At 70.9% G+C, this 18577-nt stretch carries 12 protein-coding genes; 8 read left to right on the top strand and 4 right to left on the bottom strand.

The features are described 5' to 3' along the window. Positions 1-22: 22 nt before the first annotated feature. On the bottom strand, positions 23-469 hold the full coding sequence (locus tag AB0J80_RS05365; protein WP_364700654.1) for a YchJ family protein: 447 nt from the start codon (positions 467-469) through the stop codon (positions 23-25). Positions 470-473: 4 nt separating this feature from the next. Beyond that, entirely contained in the window at positions 474-848 is a 375-nt protein-coding gene (locus tag AB0J80_RS05370) for a MerR family transcriptional regulator (protein WP_364700656.1), read from the bottom strand. A gap of 53 nt (positions 849-901) precedes the next feature. Here AB0J80_RS05370 and AB0J80_RS05375 point away from each other — a divergent pair, with 53 nt between their 5' ends. Continuing rightward, positions 902-1834 (top strand): aldo/keto reductase, encoded by a 933-nt coding sequence (locus AB0J80_RS05375; protein WP_364700658.1) that lies wholly within the window; start codon positions 902-904, stop codon positions 1832-1834. A gap of 24 nt (positions 1835-1858) precedes the next feature. Here AB0J80_RS05375 and AB0J80_RS05380 read toward each other — a convergent pair whose 3' ends face one another. After that, positions 1859-2371, bottom strand: coding sequence for a methyl-accepting chemotaxis protein (locus tag AB0J80_RS05380; protein WP_364700660.1), 513 nt, complete (start codon positions 2369-2371; stop codon positions 1859-1861). A 178-nt stretch (positions 2372-2549) separates the two neighbouring features. Here AB0J80_RS05380 and AB0J80_RS05385 point away from each other — a divergent pair, with 178 nt between their 5' ends. After that, positions 2550-7730, top strand: coding sequence for a diguanylate cyclase (locus AB0J80_RS05385; protein ID WP_364700662.1), 5181 nt, complete (start codon positions 2550-2552; stop codon positions 7728-7730). 3 nt (positions 7731-7733) lie between these two features. On the opposite strand, the gene AB0J80_RS05390 is transcribed toward AB0J80_RS05385, so the two are convergent. Continuing rightward, a complete protein-coding gene (locus tag AB0J80_RS05390) occupies positions 7734-8804 on the bottom strand; it encodes a methyl-accepting chemotaxis protein (protein ID WP_364700664.1) in 1071 nt (356 codons plus the stop codon). Positions 8805-8955: 151 nt separating this feature from the next. Here AB0J80_RS05390 and AB0J80_RS05395 point away from each other — a divergent pair, with 151 nt between their 5' ends. The 6 genes from AB0J80_RS05395 to AB0J80_RS05420 all read left to right on the top strand — a co-directional run bounded on the left by AB0J80_RS05395 (position 8956) and on the right by AB0J80_RS05420 (position 18571). Continuing rightward, the gene (locus AB0J80_RS05395; RefSeq protein WP_364700666.1) at positions 8956-9963 is read left to right on the top strand and encodes a LacI family DNA-binding transcriptional regulator; all 1008 of its coding nucleotides are present in this window, start codon (positions 8956-8958) and stop codon (positions 9961-9963) included. 169 nt (positions 9964-10132) lie between these two features. After that, positions 10133-11491 (top strand): extracellular solute-binding protein, encoded by a 1359-nt coding sequence (locus AB0J80_RS05400; RefSeq protein WP_364700668.1) that lies wholly within the window; start codon positions 10133-10135, stop codon positions 11489-11491. A 14-nt stretch (positions 11492-11505) separates the two neighbouring features. Then, positions 11506-12405, top strand: coding sequence for a sugar ABC transporter permease (locus AB0J80_RS05405; protein ID WP_364700670.1), 900 nt, complete (start codon positions 11506-11508; stop codon positions 12403-12405). 10 nt (positions 12406-12415) lie between these two features. Next, a complete protein-coding gene (locus AB0J80_RS05410; RefSeq protein ID WP_364700672.1) occupies positions 12416-13384 on the top strand; it encodes a carbohydrate ABC transporter permease in 969 nt (322 codons plus the stop codon). A gap of 21 nt (positions 13385-13405) precedes the next feature. After that, on the top strand, positions 13406-14992 hold the full coding sequence (locus AB0J80_RS05415) for a glycoside hydrolase family 13 protein (protein ID WP_364700674.1): 1587 nt from the start codon (positions 13406-13408) through the stop codon (positions 14990-14992). Between the two features lie 12 nt (positions 14993-15004). Beyond that, positions 15005-18571, top strand: a complete 3567-nt coding sequence (locus AB0J80_RS05420) for a CARDB domain-containing protein (RefSeq protein ID WP_364700676.1) — start codon at positions 15005-15007, stop codon at positions 18569-18571. The last annotated feature ends 6 nt before the right edge of the window (positions 18572-18577 follow it).

The raw sequence follows: 18577 nt of genomic DNA on the forward strand, positions 1-18577 counted from the left end.
CCCTGCAGCAGATCACACGAGGTCAGCTGTTGGCGAGGGTCCCGCCGGTAAGGAGCGGCCCCCAGTACACCCACTGACCGTCGTGCCGCACGAACCGGCTGCGCTCGCGCATGTCCCCGGGCCGGCCGCCGTCGCGGTAGTGGGCCCGGAACTCCACGACACCCTCGGCGTCGAACAGGCCACCCCCGGTCGCCTCCAGCACGTCGAGGCCGGTCCAGCGCAGGGTGTCGTCAGCCTCGACGGACTCGGGACGGGTGTCGGGATGCCAGGAGTGCAGCACGTACTCGGCGTCGTCCAGCGCGAACGCGGCGTACCGCGAACGCATCAGCGCCTCGGCGGTCGCGGGTGCGTGGCCGCGGTGGGCGGGGCCGCAGCACTCGCCGTACGGCTGACCCAGCCCGCAGGGACAGGCGGAGGTCTCGTCGAAGGGCGCGGGCGCCGGTCGGCGGCGCTGAGCACGTCGGGCCATCCGCCTATTCTTCCCCAACCGGCACCTCCACCGACCGGTAGTAGCGGATCTTCTCCCGGATGTGCGCACGCTGCAGGATCAGCTCGTCGATCCGGCGGCTGATGTCGGCGTCGTGGTCCTCGAGCAGCTCCCGCCGCTCGGTGACGGTCGACGCGTCGCGGCTCAGGTCGGCGTAGCGGCGCATCTGGGCGATCGGCATGCCGGTGTCCCGCAGGCAGCGCAGGATGCCCAGCCACGCGACGTCGTCGTCGTCGAAGACCCGCTGCCCGCCCGCGGTCCGCGCGATGCCGGCGAGCAGGCCGATCCGTTCGTAGTAGCGCAGGGTGTCCAGGCTGAAGCCGGTCTTCTCGGCGGTCTCGCCCGGCGTGTAGGTCGGCATCCTTCGATTCTGCCCTTGATCTGGAGCGCGCTCCAGGTGGCACCGTCGCCGGCATGAGCGAGATCGTCCTGGGTGCCATGCTGTTCGGGAACGGGATCGGCGAGCGGGAGTCGTTCGCCCTGCTGGACCGGTTCGCCGAGCGTGGCGGGCGGTGGATCGACACCGCCAACAACTACATGTTCTGGACCCATCCGAGCGGCTTCGGCGGGCAGAGCGAGGAGGTGGTCGGCCGCTGGCTGGCCGCCCGGTCCGCGCTGCGCGACCGGATGCGGATCAGCACCAAGGTGGGTGCTGAGCCGACCGACGCGGCACTGGGCCTGGCCTCCGCCGAGGGACTGTCGGCGCGCGTGGTCCGGCGCGCCGCCGACGGCAGCCGCAAGCGTCTCGGCGTCGACCGCATCGACCTGTACTGGGCGCACATCGAGGACCGGTCGGTGCCGTTGGAGGAGACCGTCGGCGCGTTCGGCGAGCTGGTCGCGCAGGGCACGGTCGCCCGGCTCGGCGCGTCGAACCACGCGGTGTGGCGGGTCGAGCGGGCACGGGCCGTCGCCGCCCGGCTGGGCGTGGCCGGCTGGACCGCCCTGCAGCTGCGGCACTCGTACCTACGGCCCCGGCCTGGCGCGGCCCTGCAGTCCACGGCGCACCGGCTCGTCACCGAGGAGACCCTGGATTTCGTACGCGGCAACGACGGCCTGGAGCTGTGGGCGTACACCGCGCTGATGAACGGGGCGTACGCGCGCGCCGACCGGCTGGAGGAGGCGTACGACCACCCGGGTACCACCCGCCGCCTCGCCGCCCTCGACGCAGTGGCCGCCGAGACCGGCGCGACCCGCAACCAGATCGTCCTGGCGTGGCTCCTCGGCGGTGACCCCCCGGTCGCCCCGATCCTGGGCGCGACCACGGTCGAGCGCCTGGACGAGGCGATGGACGCCCGCGACCTGACGCTCGACGACGACCTGCGTGCCCGCCTGGACGCGGCGGCCTGACCCCGGCGGGGCGGCAGGCCGGCGTCAGCCGGCCTGCTGCTCCGCCACGATGCCGGAGATCACCTTCTGGCAGCGGTCCAGCTCCTCGATGAGGGACTGCATCTCCTCGATCGCCGAGACCGCGTTCTGGGTGTCGGCGCGGATCCCGCCCACCTGCCCGCCGATCTCGTTGGTCGCGGTCGCCGTCTCGTTGGCCAGGTCCTTGACCTCGCTCGCCACCACCGCGAAGCCCCGGCCCGCCTCCCCCGCCCGCGCCGCCTCGATGGTGGCGTTCAGGGCCAGGAGGTTGGTCTGCTTGGCGATCGTGGCGATGAGCTGAACGACCTTGCCGATCTCGGTGCTGCTCGCGTCCAGCCGCTGGATCACGGCGACGGCGGTCTCCGCCGCACGCACCGCCGATCGGGTCGCCGTGGCCATGTCACTGCTGACGTCCGCGAGCCGGTGCACCGAGTCGCGCACGTCCGTCGTGTACTGGCCGGCGTCCACCTGCGAAGCTTCCGGGGACCACTCTTCGGTCCCGGTCTGCCACTCACTCATCGCATCCGCCCATCACTCGTCGCGGTTACCAACATCGCACCTCGGGGAGGGCGTTCGCGGGCGTTTCCGCCTAATCGGGCAGCGGCAAGGGCAATCGCGGCCGGCCCGGGCTTGTTCTCAGCCTGGCCGTGCACCGGCCGATCTGATCATCGGACGTGGTGACGGGATGGTGGGGCGCGTGGCGGTGGCCGATCTCAGCGACCTGGTACTGGAGAAGGAACTCGGGCGCGGTGCACAGACCAGCGTGTTCCGGGCGCGCCGCGGAGCGGATCGGTACGCCGTCAAGGTGCTGCGCGGCGCGGCGGCGGACGCCCCCGACGCGGTCCTCGACCTGCGCCGGGAGGCGGCATTGCTGGCCAGCCTCGATCACCCGGGGATTCTGCGCACGTACGCGTCGGGGCTGCACGAGGGCCGTCCCGCGCTCGTGACCGAACTGGTCCCGGGCGATTCGCTGGCGGATCTCCTGGCCCACGGTCCGCTCCCGGTGGACCGGGTGGTGCGGTTGGCCCTGGAGCTGGCCGACGCGCTCGCCGCGGCGCACGAGGGCGGGGTGGTGCACCGGGACCTGAAACCGCAGAACGTCATGGTCCCGCCGACGGGACCGGCGAAACTGATCGACTTCGGGCTCGCGGGGCTTGCGAGCCAGCCCTCCGACGCGGACACCGCCATGGGTACCTTCGTGTACGCGTCCCCGGAGCAGACCGGGATGCTCAAGCGCCCGGTGGACCACCGCTCCGACCTGTACTCCCTCGGCGTGGTGCTCTTCGAGTGCCTGGCCGGCCGGCCGCCGTTTCTCGCGGACGACGTCGGGGAGCTGCTCCGCATGCACGCGGTGCAGGCCGTTCCGGACGTGTGCGAAATACGCCCGGACGCCGGCTCCGAAGTGGGCGCCGTCATCGGGCGGCTCCTCGCCAAGGATCCCGACGACCGATACCGCAGCGCGCCGGAGCTGCTCGCCGACCTGGCGCGGGTTGGCGGCAGCGATCCCGCGGCACCGGTTCCCGCCTCCCACCGCCGGCCTCTGTGCGGACGCCAGGCCGAGATGGACCAGCTGCGTACACGGTGGCAGTCGGCACGGGCCGGACGGGGCGGGATGGCCTTGGTCCGCGGACCGGCGGGAGGAGGCAAGAGCCACCTCGCGCGAGCGCTGGCGGACGCGGTGGACGGTGTGGTGCTCAGCGCTCGCTGTTCCCGCGACGGCGGACCGCTGGCGGCGGTGCGGGAGGCGGTGGAGACCTATCTCGGGAAACTGCCGCCCGGAGATCCCGCTCGGCGGCGGGTCCGGGACGCGGCCATGACGGCCGGTCCGGGCCTGCTGAAAGCACTTTCCGCCCGGCTGGCGGCGCTGCTCGCGGATGTCCCCGATCCGGCCGCGCCCGCGGGCAACGACCAGTTCGCCGAGATCGTGGCGGTCTTCCTCGCGGAGCTGGCCCGAGGCGACGACGGTGCTCTGCTGGTGCTGGACGATGCCCATGACCTGGACGAGCGGTCCGGGCAGGTCCTGGCCCGGCTCGCCGACCTGCTTCCGAACGCGCCCATGCTGGTGGTCCTGACCGCCGCGGAGGGCGCTTCCGCCGCTCCCCTGCGTGCCGCGTACGGCGCCGCCCTCGACACGGAGGTGGTGGCCGGAGCCCTCGGCCAAGGAGCCACCGCTGAACTGATCAGCTCCCGGCTGCCGGGCGCGGCGGTCAACCCGGCGCTCACCGCGCACGTCCTGGCCCGGACCGGCGGCCTGCCGCTGGCCGTGGTCGAGTATCTGCGTCTGCTCGTCGACAAGGCGGTGCTCTCGCCGTACTGGGGAACCTGGCGGCTCGACGACTCCCGGCTCGACACGCTGCCGGCAGCCGGCCGGGACCTGCTGGCGTCGCGGCTCGCCGATCTGCCGGCGGCGACGGTGGAGGTCCTGGTCGTGGCCGCTTGCATGGGCAGCCGGTTCCGGGCGGACGTCGTCGCGGCCGCCGCGGAGAAGCCCGGTGACGTGGCGGCGGCCATCGAGGCCGCGACCGCTCAGCGGCTGATCGAGGTCCGCCAGGACGGCCGGTACGGCTTCGCGCACGCCGGCGTCCGCACGGCCCTGCTCGACTCCGCCGACGAGGTCCGGGTCCGCCGGCTGCACCGTCGCATCGCCCAGGTGCTGGAAGAGCAGGATCCTGCCACGCGCGACGCCGAGCACGCGTACGCGGTCGCCGAGCACTACCTCCGGGGCGCCGTCGCCGGCGACGAGGCGGCGATGTACCGCAGCCTCGTGGCGGCCGCGCAGAAGGCGCTCGCCGACGGCTCCCCGGCCGAGGCCCTGCGGTTCCTGGAGCGTGCGGAGGAGACGGCCCGCGCCGGTGGCCTGCCGGTGGCTCCGGAGGTACGGCACGGGATCGTCACCGCGTACCTGCGGATGGGCCGGGTGGAGGCGGCACGCGACCGCATCGAGGAGACCCTGCGCACGGAGACCGACCCGGGGTGGCGGGTGAAGCTCTGGAGCGCGATGGCCGAGGTGCACGCGATCGAGTACGAAGACGATCGTGCGGTAGAGGCGGCCTCCACGGCCCTGTCCGAGCTCGGCCATGCGGTGCCCCGGGGCCGGCTGCGACTGGCGGTGTCCACCGTGGGCGCCGCGGTGGCCGGGGCCCTCGTCCGGCGGACCGGCATCGGTTTCGGGACGGTACGCGGCCGCCAGCGGGAGGAGTACCTGGTCCGCGCGTCGCTGCTCGAGGCGTGCGCATACGGCTCGGCCGTCGGCATGCGGATTCTGCACCTCGCCGTGTACGTGATGCGGGCGCTGTATCTGGTCAACCGACTCGGTGCCGGGCGGCACTACGTACGGGCGTACGCGCTTCTCGGTCTCGTTCCCGCGCTCGTGGGACTGCGCCGTCCCGCTGAGCGGTGCTGGACCCGCGCGGCCCACGCGGCGCGCGAACTGGCGGATCCCGCCCTGGTCGCCTTCGTGGACTGGGTACGCGGCACAGGCCTGCTCTTCGGCGGTCACGATGACGGCGGAGCCTGGGAGAAGGCGGTGGACGAGCACGCGCGCTGGCTGGCCCCGGCCCAGCTTCTCGGCGGGTTCGGAACCGTCGTGATGCGCCTGCTGTTGCGGGGGCGGCCGAACGAGGCGGCGGCCGCCCTGCAGCGCTGTGAGGCGATGCTGCCCGGGGCGGCCGGGCGGATCAACGGCACGAGCATCGGCATGGCCCGGGTGATGGTGCCGGCGCAGCAGGGCCACAACGGCGAGGCGGCGGCCGCGCTGGCGACCATGCGGGCAGCGTTCGCGGACGGCGGCGGAACGGTCCAGCAGCGCGCGAACGTCGCGGTCGCCACGCTGCACTCCCTCGTGGAGCAGGGCGAGTTCGGTGCGCCGTTCGACGAGGCGGTCGCGGAGTTCGAGGCGATCGGGATGCGCCGCTCCGAGATGATGGCCATCCACAAGTACTTCTTCCTGTTCCGAGCGCACGGACGCCTCGCACAGTGCCGGTTGTCCCCACCCGGCGAGCTCTCCTCGCGGCTCGCCGTGGCCCGCGAGGCGATCGCGGATCTGCGCCGCAATGCCGGCACTCCGCTGCTCAAGGTCGGCCATGGGCTGACCCGCGCGGCGCTGTTCCAGCTCACGGGCGACCATGTGGCCGCCCTGAAGCTGGCGGACAGGATGGAACACCGGGCGCGACCGCTCGACAGCCCGCTGGCCATCCTCGAGGCGTCCCGGATCCGGGCTCGCGCCCTGCGGGCGCTCGGGATGACGGGAGAGGCTCAGCGCCAGGCCCGCTGGGCGTACTCGGTCGCTGCCTTCTACGGCCTGGACCGCCGGGCACAGCAGGTCCGTGCCGAGTTCGGCGAGATGGAGTCGGGCACGGCGGCCGGTGGCACCTCACAGCGCACCCGCGAGCGTGCCCGGGACCGTGACCTCGAAGCGATGCAGCGGGTGGCTCTCGCCGCCGCCACCGTGCTGGATCCGCAGGAGCTGGCCCGGGTCACGCTCGCCGAGACGTTGCGCATCTTCGGCGCCGAGCGCGCGCTGTTCTTCCTCGTCGGTGACGACGATCGTCTCGCCCTCTATGCCGGGCTCGATTCCACGGGCGCGGAACTGGACGCGGTGAGCGACTACGGGTCCACGCTGCTCCGCCGGGTGCGGGAGAGCGGCGAGCCGCTCGTCCTGACCGGCACCGAGGAGGGGGCGGCGCTGGGTTCGCGCAGCGTCGTCGCGCACGGGTTGCGCAGCATCATGGTGGCTCCGGTGCAGTTGAAGGGGCGCCTGCTCGGGGTGGTGTACCTGGACAGCCGCCTCGCCCGCGGCGTCTTCACCGACGAGGACATCGACGTGCTGGCCACGGTGACGAGCCACGTCGCGGTGGCGTTGCAGACAGCCCGCGCCGCGCAGCTCGAACTCGCCGTCCAGGTCGCCATCCGGCAGCAGGAGCTGGCCGAGACACTGCGCTCGAGCCTCGCCGAGCTGAGCGCGATCCTCGATCCTCAGGAAGTGCTGCACCGGCTGGCCGGCACCCTGGTCGAACAGGCCGGGGCCGGCCGTAGCTGTCTGCTGCGCGCCGGCGCGGACATGTTCACGGTCGTGGCGACCACGGGACCGGACACCGCCTCCCACGGGCAGGAGGTGGATCTCGCCGCCGACGTGCAGGCGGCCGAGCTGGTGACGACCGCCCTGGTCTCGGGAGGCTGGGCTTCGACGGCACCCGGCGTCGTAGCCGAGCTGCTCGGAAACCCTGCTGCCTGGCTCGCCGTCCCGCTGCACGGCCGCGACGGGCTGGTGGCGGTGCTGTTCCTGGGCGGCGACCACTTCGACGACGGCCACCGCCAGGTCGTGTCCACCCTGGCCGGTCAGGGCATGAGCGCCTACGACAACGCCGAGCTGTTCAGCCGGGTGGAGCGGCTGGCGACCACCGACGGCCTCACCGGGGTCGCCAACCGCCGGCACGCCTTCCAGCTGGGCGAGACGCTGTTCGGGGTGGCCCGCCGCAGCGGGCGGCCGCTGACCGCGGTCATGGTCGACATCGATCACTTCAAGGGCATCAACGACCGGTACGGGCACGCCTGCGGTGACGACGTGATCCGGGAGGTCGCGGCGCGGCTGGGCGCGGTCATCCGCTCGTCCGACATCCTGGGCCGCTACGGGGGCGAGGAGTTCCTCATCATCCTGCCGGAGGCGGGCACCGGCGGCGCGGAGCTGGCCGAGCGCATGCGGGAGGCGGTCGCGGCGGAGCCCGTGCCGACCCGCGACGGGCCGGTCCCGGTCACCATCAGCGTGGGTCTGGCCGGGCTGGCCGCGGACGACGACACCCTGGACACCCTCGTGGCCCGCGCCGACCACGGCCTGTACCTGGCGAAGGAGGGCGGCCGCAACCGCGTCGCCGCGGCTTGACCGTCAGGCGGTGAGTTGACGCAGCCGGTCGGCCTGCTCGCGGAGGCTCGCGGCCGCGGCGAGCACCGTCTCGGCACCCTTGGCCGCCGCCGTCGCGGACTCGGCCACGGCGTGCATGCCGCCCGACATCTCGGCGCTGGTGGCGGTCTGCTCCTCCACCGCCGCGGCGATCATGGTCTGTTGCTCCGCGATGCTCTCGATCAGCTTGACGATGCCGGAGATGCCGTCCACCGCCTGCAGGCTCTCGGTCTGGATGGCGTCGATGCGTCCGATGATCTGCTGGGTCGCCTCGGCGCTGCGCCCGGCCAGCTCCTTCACCTCGCCGGCCACGACCGCGAACCCCTTACCGGCCTCACCGGCCCGCGCCGACTCGATCTGCGCGTTGAGCGCGAGCAGCTTGGTCTGCTCGGCCACGGCGATGATGAGCTTGGTGACGTTGCCGATCTCCTCGCTGGAGCCCTGCAGCTGTTCCATGCTGTTCGCCGTCGCCCGGGCCGACACGACCGCCGTGTCCGTGCTGGACGTCGCGCTCGTGACCCGGGAGGCGATCTCGCGGATGCTCTCGGCCATCTCGCTGGAGTTGCGGGAGATCGCGTCGGCCCGCTCGGCGCTCTGCCCGGCCGCCTCGGCCAGTTGCCCGCCGGCCTCAGCCAGTTCGGTGCTGGCCCGGGTGAGCTCGGTAACCAGCGAGTTGACCACCTCGTTCCGCTCCACCTTCTCGGTGTCGTCCACCCACGTGAAGATGTAGCCGCCGGGGAAGCGGTCGATGGTCATGGAGCCGTACAACGTCCTGCCCTTGACCTCCGTCGGGATGTAGGTGGTCAGCGGAAAGGTGGTCGCCGTTGCCAGGACGCGCTTGACCCCCTCCCGCAAGGCGGCCACCGACTGCTCGCCGTGTTCCTCGATGGAACGCCGGATGATGTCCTCACCGGCCTTGTTCCGGTACACGACCTCGCCCTGGTCGTCGGCGACGATCAGCACGACCGGGGCGGCGTTCAGGGCGGCCAGCGCTCCCTGGGCGGAACGCAACAAGGGCGGCACGTCCTGACCCGCCGAGCTTTTCCGGACCACCATCAGTTCTCCCCCTTCGACGGCACACCCCGAGCGTATGGAAACAGCCTCGTTCGCGAGGAGAACTCACAGCATCCGCAAGGCACGGCAGCAATCCGTCCGATCCTGCAAGACTCAGTTCCGATTTTGCAGAAAGCCGACGTAGGATTCCGACGTGATCAAACGTCTGGCCGAGGTGGCCAAGAAAGCCGGCGTCAGTGAGGCGACCGTCAGCCGGGTGCTCAACGGCCGCAGCGGCGTCTCGGAGGCGACCCGGGCCTCCGTGCTCACGGCCCTCGACGTCCTCGGCTACGAACGGCCGACCAAGCTGCGCGGCGAGCGTGGCCGCCTGGTCGGGCTCGTCCTCCCCGAGCTGCAGAACCCGATCTTCCCCGCGCTCGCCGAGGTGGTGACGGCCTCTCTGGCCCAGCGCGGCTTCACGCCCGCCCTGTGCGCCCGCACGATCGGCGGCGTGCCCGAGCGCGACTACATCGAGATGCTGCTGGACCACCAGGTGTCCGGCGTCGTCTTCGCCGGCGGGTCGTACGCGCTGGCCGCCGCCGAGCACGGGCACTACAAGCAGCTGCTCGACCGCCGCATGCCCGTGGTGATGGTGAACGCCGGCGTGGACGGTCTCGGTTTCCCGCACATCTCCACCGACGACGCGGTGGCCGTCGAGCAGGCGTACGGGCATCTGCGCTCGCTCGGCCACGAGCGCATCGGCATGGTGCTGGGGCCCGAGGACCACGTCCCGTCGCGCCGCAAGCTGGCCGCCGTCGTGGAGGCGGCGAAGTGGACGGAGCCGCCCGCGGAGTGGCTCATCGAGCGGACGAACTTCTCCATGGAGAGCGCCCGGCTGGCGGCCACCCGGCTGATCCAGCGGGGTGCCACCGGACTGATCTGCGCCAGCGACGTCATCGCCCTCGGGTCGATCCGGGCCGCGCGCCGCCTGAACCTGGATGTGCCGAACGACATCTCGGTGGTGGGTTTCGACGACAGCGCCCTGATGACGTGCACCGACCCGCCGCTGACCACGGTGCGCCAGCCGATCGAGCTCATGGGCCAGGCCGCCGTGGACGTCCTCGTCAACCAGATCGAGGGTGCCGCGGCGACCACCGACGAGCTGCTCTTCGAGCCGGAGCTGGTGGTACGCGGATCGACCGCGCCGGCACCCGCCCCCTAGGGCGGCTGACCAGCGGATTCAGGGCGGGCCCGAGGCGGGCCCGCCCTCTTTTTGTGCCCGCCACCACAAGAGTCGCAAAATTTCTGTCCGCAGTCGAGTTCTTGCGGCAACTCGTTTGTCTTTGTATCGTCATCGCCACGAAACAGACTGCGAGAAGGGCGTATCCCTCATGTTCATAACCAGGCTGCGCAGTGCCCTCGGGCTGCTGCTCGTCGCCGGGGTCGCCATGTCGGCCGCGGCGTGCGGCGGGGACGACGACTCCGCGACATCGAAGGACGGCAAGGTCACGCTCGTCATCAACGGGCTTCCCCCGGCCACCGAGAAGGCCACCCACGACCGCTTCCTCGCCAACGTCGCCGAGTTCGAGAAGGCGAACCCGACCATCAAGATCGACGCCCGCGAGGGCAAGATGGACCCGCAGACCTTCCCCGCGAAGCTCGCCGGCGGCCAGCTCGAGGACGTCTTCTACGTCTACTTCACCGACCCGGCCAGCCTCATCGCCAAGCGCCAGGTCTCGGACATCAGCAAGTACCTCAAGGACTTCCCGGTCACCTCGCAGATCAAGCCCGAGGTGCTCCGGGTGTTCCAGGACGACAAGGGCAACACGTACGGTCTGCCGTACAAGAACTACTCGATGGGTCTGCTCTACAACCGCGACCTGTTCAAGAAGGCGGGGCTCGACCCGAACAGCCCGCCCAAGACGTGGGCCGACGTCCGCACGGCCGCCAAGAAGATCGCGGGCCTGGGCGACGGCACGGTGGGCTACGGCGACTACAGCAAGAACAACACCGGCGGCTGGCACTTCACCACCGAGCTCTACTCGCTGGGCGGCGAGGTGGCGGTCAACCAGGGCGGCACCTGGAAGGCGGCGTTCAACAGCCCGCAGGGCAGGCAGGTCCTGCAGCAGCTGAAGGACATGCGCTGGACCGACGGCTCGATGGGCCAGAAGCAGCTGCTCGAGTGGGCCGACCTGCTCCAGCAGATGGGCTCCGGCAAGCTGGGCATGTATCTGGCCACCGCCGACAACATCCCGACGATCGTCAACCAGTACAAGGGCAAGTACGAGACGTACGGCCTGGGCCCGATCCCGGACGGTAAGGGCACGCTCGGCGGCGGCGAGGGCTACATGTTCAAGGCCGGGCTCAGCCCGGAGAAGATCCAGGCCGGGCTCAAGTGGCTGACGTTCTGGTTCACCTCGGCCGACCGCTACGAGGCCGAGAACAAGTGGTCGAGTGAGACCAAGCAGCCCGTCGGCCTTCCCGAGCCGGCCATCTTCACCGGCGCGGCGGCCCAGACGCAGGCCGCGGCCGACAAGAAGTACGCGAACGTCCCGCAGGAGAACTACGCGCCGTTCGTCGCCTCCATGGGCTCGATCCCGGTCAAGCTGGAGCCGCCGAACGCCCAGCAGATCTACGCGACGCTCGACGTAGCGATGCAGAAGGTCCTCACGGACAGGAACACGAACGTCGACGAGCTGCTGGCGAACGCCGAGACCCAGGTCAACCAGATCCTGGCAAGCGTCAAGTGAGTGCCCTGTCCCCGGTGGCCCGCGCACGCGATGCGCGCGCGGGCCGCCTGCGCCGCAAGGTCTCCGACAACCTCCTGGCGTACGCGTTCATGGCCGCGGGGCTGGCCTGTTTCGCCTTCTTCTCGTGGTACCCGCTCGTCAAGGGCGTGATCCTCAGCTTCCAGCAGGACAACTTCGTCGTCCCGCCGTACTGGGTGGGCCTCGACAACTACCGGGCGCTCTTCGACGACCCGCTGTTCTACACGGCGTGGAGGAACACCCTGCTGTTCACCGGGCTCGCGCTCGTCTTCGGCTTCGCCCTGCCGTTCTTCATCGCGGTGCTGCTCAACGAGTTCCGCCACTTCAGCGGCTACTTCCGGGTGCTGGTCTACCTGCCCGTCATGCTGCCGCCGATCGTGGCCGTGCTGCTCTGGAAGTACTTCTACGACCCGGGCAACGGCCTGTTCAACACGCTGCTGCGCGGCGTCGGCCTGCCGGAGTCACAGTGGACCCAGTCCTCCGGCACCGCGATGATCTCGCTGGTGCTGGTCTCCACCTGGGCCAACCTGGGCGGCGCCACACTGATGTACCTGGCCGCGCTGCAGGGCATCCCCGGCGAGCTCTACGAAGCCGCCGAGCTGGACGGCGCGAGCGTCTGGCAGCGGCTGCGGCACGTCACCTTCCCGCAGCTGCGGTTCATCATGCTGGTCCTGCTGCTGCTGCAGATCATCGCGACCATGCAGGTCTTCATCGAGCCGTACGCGCTGACCGGCACCTCGAACCCGGACACGATCACCGTGATGGTCCTGGTCTACCGCTACGCGTTCACCGTCAACAACGACTTCGGGCTGGCCGCCGCGATGAGCGTGCTGCTGTTCGTGGTGCTCGGCGCCTTCTCGGCGCTGTACCTGCGCCTGACCCGCAGCGGGGACTGAGGAGAACCCGATGACCCTGACCGCCCCGCCCTCGGCCCCGGTCGGTACGCCCGCGCCTGCGCCCGTACCCGTGGCACGCAAGCGCCGGACCTCCACCGGCGGCACGGCGAGCCGTACCCTCATCTCCGCCGTCGACCTGCAGCGGCACCGCCGGCTCTACTTCGCCGTGCTGGGCCTCACCCTGGTGGTCTTCACGCTCGTCTTCCTCTTCCCGCTGTACTGGATGGTCACCAGCGCGGTGAAGTCGCCGGTCGAGTACGCCCAGAGCACCCCCACCTTCATCCCGCACTCCTGGCACCCGGACACCTACGCGACCGCGTGGACGAACATGCGGATCGCCAAGTACTTCACCAACACGGTCCTGTACGCCGTCGGCGGCTGGCTGATCTCGCTGCTGGTCGACGTCGGGGTCGCGTACGCCCTCAGCAAGCTGAAGCCGGTGTTCGGCCGGATCGTGCTCGGCGCGATGCTCGCCAGCCTCATGCTGCCCGCCGCCGCGCTGCTGGTGCCCGCCTACAAGACGGTGGCCGACCTGCCGCTGCTGCACGTCAACCTGCTCAACACGCCGTGGGCGCTGTGGCTCCCGGCCGCCGCCAACGCCTTCAACGTGTACGTGCTCAAGCGCTTCTTCGACCAGATCCCCGACGACCTGCTCGACGCCGCCTCGATCGACGGCGCCGGGCGGCTGCGCCAGCTGTGGTCGATCGTCCTGCCGCTGTCGCGACCGGTGCTCGGGGTCACCTCCATCTTCATCATCGTCGCGATGTGGAAGGACTTCCTCTGGCCGCTGCTGGTGCTGCAGAACCCCGAGTCGCAGACGCTCAGCGTGGCCCTCGCCCGGCTCTCCAACACCAGCCAGGTGCCCCCGACCGAGTTCATGGCCGGGCTGGCCATCGCGAGCCTCCCCATGATCGTCGTCTTCCTGATCTTCCAGCGCAGCATCATCGGCGGGCTCTCCGCGGGCTCGATCAAGGGCTGAACTTCCAGAAAGCAGGTCACTGTGCCCAGTTCCTGGTGGCGCGACGCCGTCATCTACCAGGTCTACCCGCGCAGCTTCGCCGACTCCGACGGCGACGGCGTCGGCGACCTCGACGGGATCCGCTCGCGCCTCGACCACCTGGCCGGCCTCGGCGTGGACGCGATCTGGATGAGCCCCTGGTATCCGTCGCCGATGGCCGATGCCGGCTACGACGTCGCCGACTTCCGCGACATCGACCCGGTCTTCGGCACCCTCGCCAAGGCGGAGGCCCTGATCGCGGAGGCGCACGAGCGCGGCATCCGCACGATCGTCGACATCGTCCCCAACCACGTCTCCAGCGAGCACGCGTGGTTCAAGAAGGCCCTCGCCGATCCCGCGGCGCCGGAACGCGACCTGTTCTGGTTCCACCCGGGGCGCGGCGAGCACGGCGACGAGATGCCCACCGACTGGGTGGGCGAGTTCGGCGGCACCACCTGGACCCGCACCACGAACCCCGACGGCACGCCGGGCGACTGGTACCTGCACCTGTTCACGCCCGAGCAGCCCGACCTCAACTGGGACCACCCGGCCGTCCGGGCCGAGTTCGAGGACATCCTGCGGTTCTGGTTCGACCGTGGCGTCGACGGCATCCGCATCGACTCGGCGGCGCTGCTGCTCAAGGACCGCGCCCTGCCGCCCGTGGTCGAGGGGCGGCCGCACCCGTTCCACGACCTCGACGAGGTGCACGAGGTCTACCGGGCCTGGCGGCGGGTGTCGGACGCGTACCCGGACCGCGCGCTGATCGGCGAGGTGTGGATGCCCGAGGCGGACCGCTTCGCCAACTACCTGCGCGCCGACGAGCTGCACGCCGCCTTCAACTTCGACTTCCTCGGCTGCGCCTGGGACGCCGGGCTGCTGCGCGAGTGCATCGACCGTACGCTCGACGCCCACCGCGCGGTCGGCGCGCCCGCCACCTGGGTCCTGTCCAACCACGACGTCACCCGGCACGTCACCCGGTACGGCCGGGCCACCACCACCTTCAGCTTCGACGACAACCTCGACGGCACCCCGGTCGACCTCGAGCTCGGCACCCGCCGCGCCCGGGCCGCCGCCCTGCTCTCCCTCTCCCTGCCCGGCGCCACCTACGTCTACCAGGGCGAGGAGCTCGGCCTCTGGGAGAACGAGAACATCCCGGTCGACCGGATGCAGGACCCCATGCACGCCCGCCGCGGTCACAGCCGCGACGGCTGCCGGGTACCGCTGCCGTGGAGCGGCGACGAACCGCCGTTCGGATTCTCCACCGCCGAGCCGTGGCTCCCCCAGCCGCGGGAGTGGAAGGACCGCACGGTCCAGGCCCAGACCGGCGACCCCAGCTCGATGCTCGAGCTCTACCGGTCGGCGATCGCCCTGCGCCGGGCGGAGCCGGGCCTGCACGAACCGCACATGGACTGGCTGCCGAGCTCGCCGGGCGTGCTCGCGTACAGCCGGGGCGAGGCCTTCGCCTGCGTCCTCAACCTGTCCCCGGCCGCCGTCCCGCTGCCGGACCACCGATCCGTCCTCCTCACGAGCAGCCCTCTCGACGGTGACCACATCCCCCCGGACACCGCCGTCTGGCTGCGCCTGACCTGAAAGGCGCCCCCCATGCCCCGATTGCGACGAGTCATGGCGGCGACAGCAGCCGCCGTCCTCGCCAGCGCCGTCCTCCAGGCCCTCTCCCCCACCGCCCCCGCCGCCGCCGCGGGCCCCAACCTCGCCGCCGGCAAGCCCTTCACCGCCAGCAGCGTCACCGACGTGTACGCCGCGGGCAACGCGGGCGACGGCAACGCCAGCACGTACTGGGAGAGCGCCAACAACGCCTTCCCGCAGTGGCTGCAGGTCGACCTCGGCCAGTCCCTGTCCGTCAACCAGGCCGTCGTCAAGCTGCCGCCCGCCACCGCGTGGCAGACCCGTACCCAGACGTTGTCGGTCCAGGGCAGCACCACCGGCTCGTCCTTCACCGATCTCAAAGCGAGCGCGGACTACACCTTCAACCCGGCGACCGGCAACACCGTCACCGTCGACTTCGGGGCGGCCACCACCCGGTACGTGCGCCTGCGGATCACCGGCAACACCGGCTGGCCCGCCGGGCAGGTGTCGGAGCTCGAGGTCTACGGCCCCACCACCGGGGACACGCAGGCACCGAGCGCGCCGGGCGGGCTGGCGTACATGCAGCCGCAGGCCGGGCAGATCCGGCTGACCTGGAACGCCTCGACCGACAACGTCGGCGTGACCGGCTACGAGGTCTACGCCAACAACAGCCTCAGGACCACGGTGGCCGGGAACGTCCTCACGTACACCGACTCCCAGCCGGCGAGCGCGACCGTCGCGTACTACGTCAAGGCGCGCGACGCTGCCGGCAACGTGTCCGCCCCGAGCAACACGGTGACACGTACGGGCACCGGCACCGGCGGGACGAACCTGGCGGCCGGGAAGCCGATCACCGCCTCGTCGACCATCTACTCCTTCGTCGCCACGAACGCCAACGACGACAACACGGCGACGTACTGGGAGGGCAGCGCGTACCCGGCGGACCTCACGGTGTCGCTCGGTGCGAACGCCACCACCAGCTCCGTCGTGGTCAAGCTCAACCCGGCGGCCGAATGGGGTACGCGCACCCAGACGTTCTCGGTCCTCGGCCGTGAGCAGGGCGCCTCGGGCTTCACCACGCTGGTGGGCCCGGCGACGTACACGTTCGACCCGGCCACCGGCAACACGGTGACCATCCCGGTCAGCGCCACCGCGGCGGACGTGCGGCTGAGCTTCACCGCGAACACCGGGGCGCCCAGCGGGCAGGTCGCGGAGTTCCAGGTCATCGGCGAGCCGGCGCCCAACCCGGACCTGACGATCACCGGCCTGACGTTCTCGCCGTCCGCTCCGGTCGAGACCGACCAGATCACCCTGTCCGCGACCGTCCGCAACGCCGGCACCGCGGCCAGCCCGGCCACGACGGTCACCTTCTACATCGGTACGGCCAAAGCCGGCACCGCGAACGTCGGGGCGCTCGCCGCCGGGGCGTCCGCCACGGTCACCGCCACGGCCGCCGCTCGTGAGGCGGGCACGTACCCCTTGAGCGCCAAGGTGGACGAGGGCGGCACCGTCACCGAGCAGAACGAGACGAACAACGCGTACACCAGCCCCACCGACCTGGTCGTCACCCCGGTCGCCAGCTCGGACCTGGTCGCCTCGGTGGTGAGCTGGTCGCCGTCGAACCCGTCGGCGGGCCAGACGGTCACGTTCAGCGTCACCATCCGCAACCAGGGGTCGACCGCCTCCGCCGGCGGCGCCCACGGCGTCACCGTCACCGTCCTCAACGACAGCGGCGCGACGGTGAAGACGCTGACCGGCTCGTGGACCGGCACCCTCGCGCCCGGCGCCTCGTCGCCGGCGATCACGGTGGGCACCTGGACCGCGGTCAACGGCAAGTACACCGTCCGGACCGTCCTGGCCGACGACGCGAACGAGCTGCCGGTCAAGCGGGCCAACAACACCAGCGAGAAGCCGATGTTCGTCGGCCGCGGCGCCAACATGCCCTACGACATGTACGAGGCGGAGGACGGCACCACCGGCGGCGGCGCGCAGGTCGTCGGCCCCAACCGCAAGATCGGCGATCTCGCCGGCGAGGCGTCCGGCCGCAAGGCGGTCACGCTGAACACCACCGGGGCGTACGTGCAGTGGACGACCCGGGCCGCCACGAACACCGTGGTCACCCGCTTCTCCATCCCGGACGGCACCACCAGCTCGATCAACGTCTACGTCAACGGCTCGCTGAACAAGACGCTGCCGCTCACGTCCCGGTACGCGTGGCTCTACGGCAACGAGAGCTCGCCGCAGAACTCCGGCACCGGGCCGCGGCACATCTACGACGAGGCGAACACCATGCTCACCGGCTCGTTCCCGGCGGGCACCGTGATCAAGCTGCAGAAGGACGCCGGCAACCCCGGAAACATCGCGATCGACTTCATCAACACCGAGCAGGTCGCGCCGGTCGCCAACCCCAACCCCGCCACATACGTGGTCCCCACCGGCTTCGACCAGCAGTCCGTGCAGGCGGCGCTGGACGCGGCCCGGATGGACAGCGGCAAGGCCGGCGTCTACCTTCCGGCCGGCGACTACCAGACCACGAGCAAGTTCCAGGTGTACGGACGGGCGATCCAGGTCGTCGGCGCCGGTCCCTGGTACACGCGGTTCCTCACCCCGCAGAACCAGTCCGAGACGGATGCCGGCTTCCGGGCCGACAGCTCGGCGAACGGCTCGACGTTCAAGAACTTCGCGTTCTTCGGCAACTACACGATCCGCCAGGACGGGCCGGGCAAGGTGTTCGACTTCGCCAACGTCGCGAACATCACGATCGACAACATCTGGGCCGAGCACACGGTCTGCCTCTACTGGGGCGCGAACACCGACCGCATGGTCATCAAGAACTCGCGCATCCGCAACCTGTTCGCCGACGGCGTCAACATGACCAACGGCAGCACCGACAACCTGGTCGACAACAACGACGCCCGGGCCACCGGCGACGACAGCTTCGCGCTGTTCTCGGCGATCGACGCGGGCGGCGCCGACGAGATCAACAACGTCTACTCGAACCTCTCCACCACGCTCACCTGGCGCGCCGCGGGCATCGCGGTCTACGGCGGGTACGCGAACACCTTCAAGAACATCTACATCGCCGACACGCTCGTCTACTCCGGCATCACGATCAGCTCGCTGGACTTCGGCTACCCGATGAACGGCTTCGGCGCCGACCCGCCGACGGTCTTCGACAACATCTCGATCGTCCGCGCCGGCGGCCACTTCTGGGGTGCGCAGACGTTCCCGGCGATCTGGGTGTTCTCCGCCTCCAAGGTGTTCCAGGGCATCCGGGTGAGCAACGTCGACATCGTCGACCCGACGTACTCCGGCATCATGTTCCAGACCAACTACGACAGCGCCGGACGCCCGCAGAACCCGATCAAGGACACGGTCTTCACCAACGTCTCGATCAGCGGCGCCCGCAAGAGCGGTGACGAGTTCGACGCCAAGTCGGGCTTCGGCATCTGGGCCAACCCGATGCCGGAGTCGGGCCAGGGCCCGGCGGTCGGCTCGGCGACCTTCACCAACCTGCGCCTGAGCGACAACTGGCGGGACATCGAGAACACGACATCCACCTTCACCATCATCCGTAACTGACCGCTC

Source organism: Actinoplanes sp. NPDC049548 (assembly GCF_040676695.1).
Classification (GTDB): Bacteria; Actinomycetota; Actinomycetes; order Mycobacteriales; family Micromonosporaceae; genus Actinoplanes.

What these genes read in the sequence shown, in the direction of transcription:
- AB0J80_RS05410 (WP_364700672.1), top strand. Translation starts at nt 12,416, where the DNA reads ATGACCCTGACCGCCCCGCCCTCGGCCCCGGTCGGTACGCCCGCGCCT.
- AB0J80_RS05365 (WP_364700654.1), bottom strand. Translation starts at nt 469, where the DNA reads ATGGCCCGACGTGCTCAGCGCCGCCGACCGGCGCCCGCGCCCTTCGAC.
- AB0J80_RS05400 (WP_364700668.1), top strand. Translation starts at nt 10,133, where the DNA reads ATGTTCATAACCAGGCTGCGCAGTGCCCTCGGGCTGCTGCTCGTCGCC.
- AB0J80_RS05375 (WP_364700658.1), top strand. Translation starts at nt 902, where the DNA reads ATGAGCGAGATCGTCCTGGGTGCCATGCTGTTCGGGAACGGGATCGGC.
- AB0J80_RS05390 (WP_364700664.1), bottom strand. Translation starts at nt 8,804, where the DNA reads ATGGTGGTCCGGAAAAGCTCGGCGGGTCAGGACGTGCCGCCCTTGTTG.
- AB0J80_RS05380 (WP_364700660.1), bottom strand. Translation starts at nt 2,371, where the DNA reads ATGAGTGAGTGGCAGACCGGGACCGAAGAGTGGTCCCCGGAAGCTTCG.
- AB0J80_RS05420 (WP_364700676.1), top strand. Translation starts at nt 15,005, where the DNA reads ATGCCCCGATTGCGACGAGTCATGGCGGCGACAGCAGCCGCCGTCCTC.
- AB0J80_RS05370 (WP_364700656.1), bottom strand. Translation starts at nt 848, where the DNA reads ATGCCGACCTACACGCCGGGCGAGACCGCCGAGAAGACCGGCTTCAGC.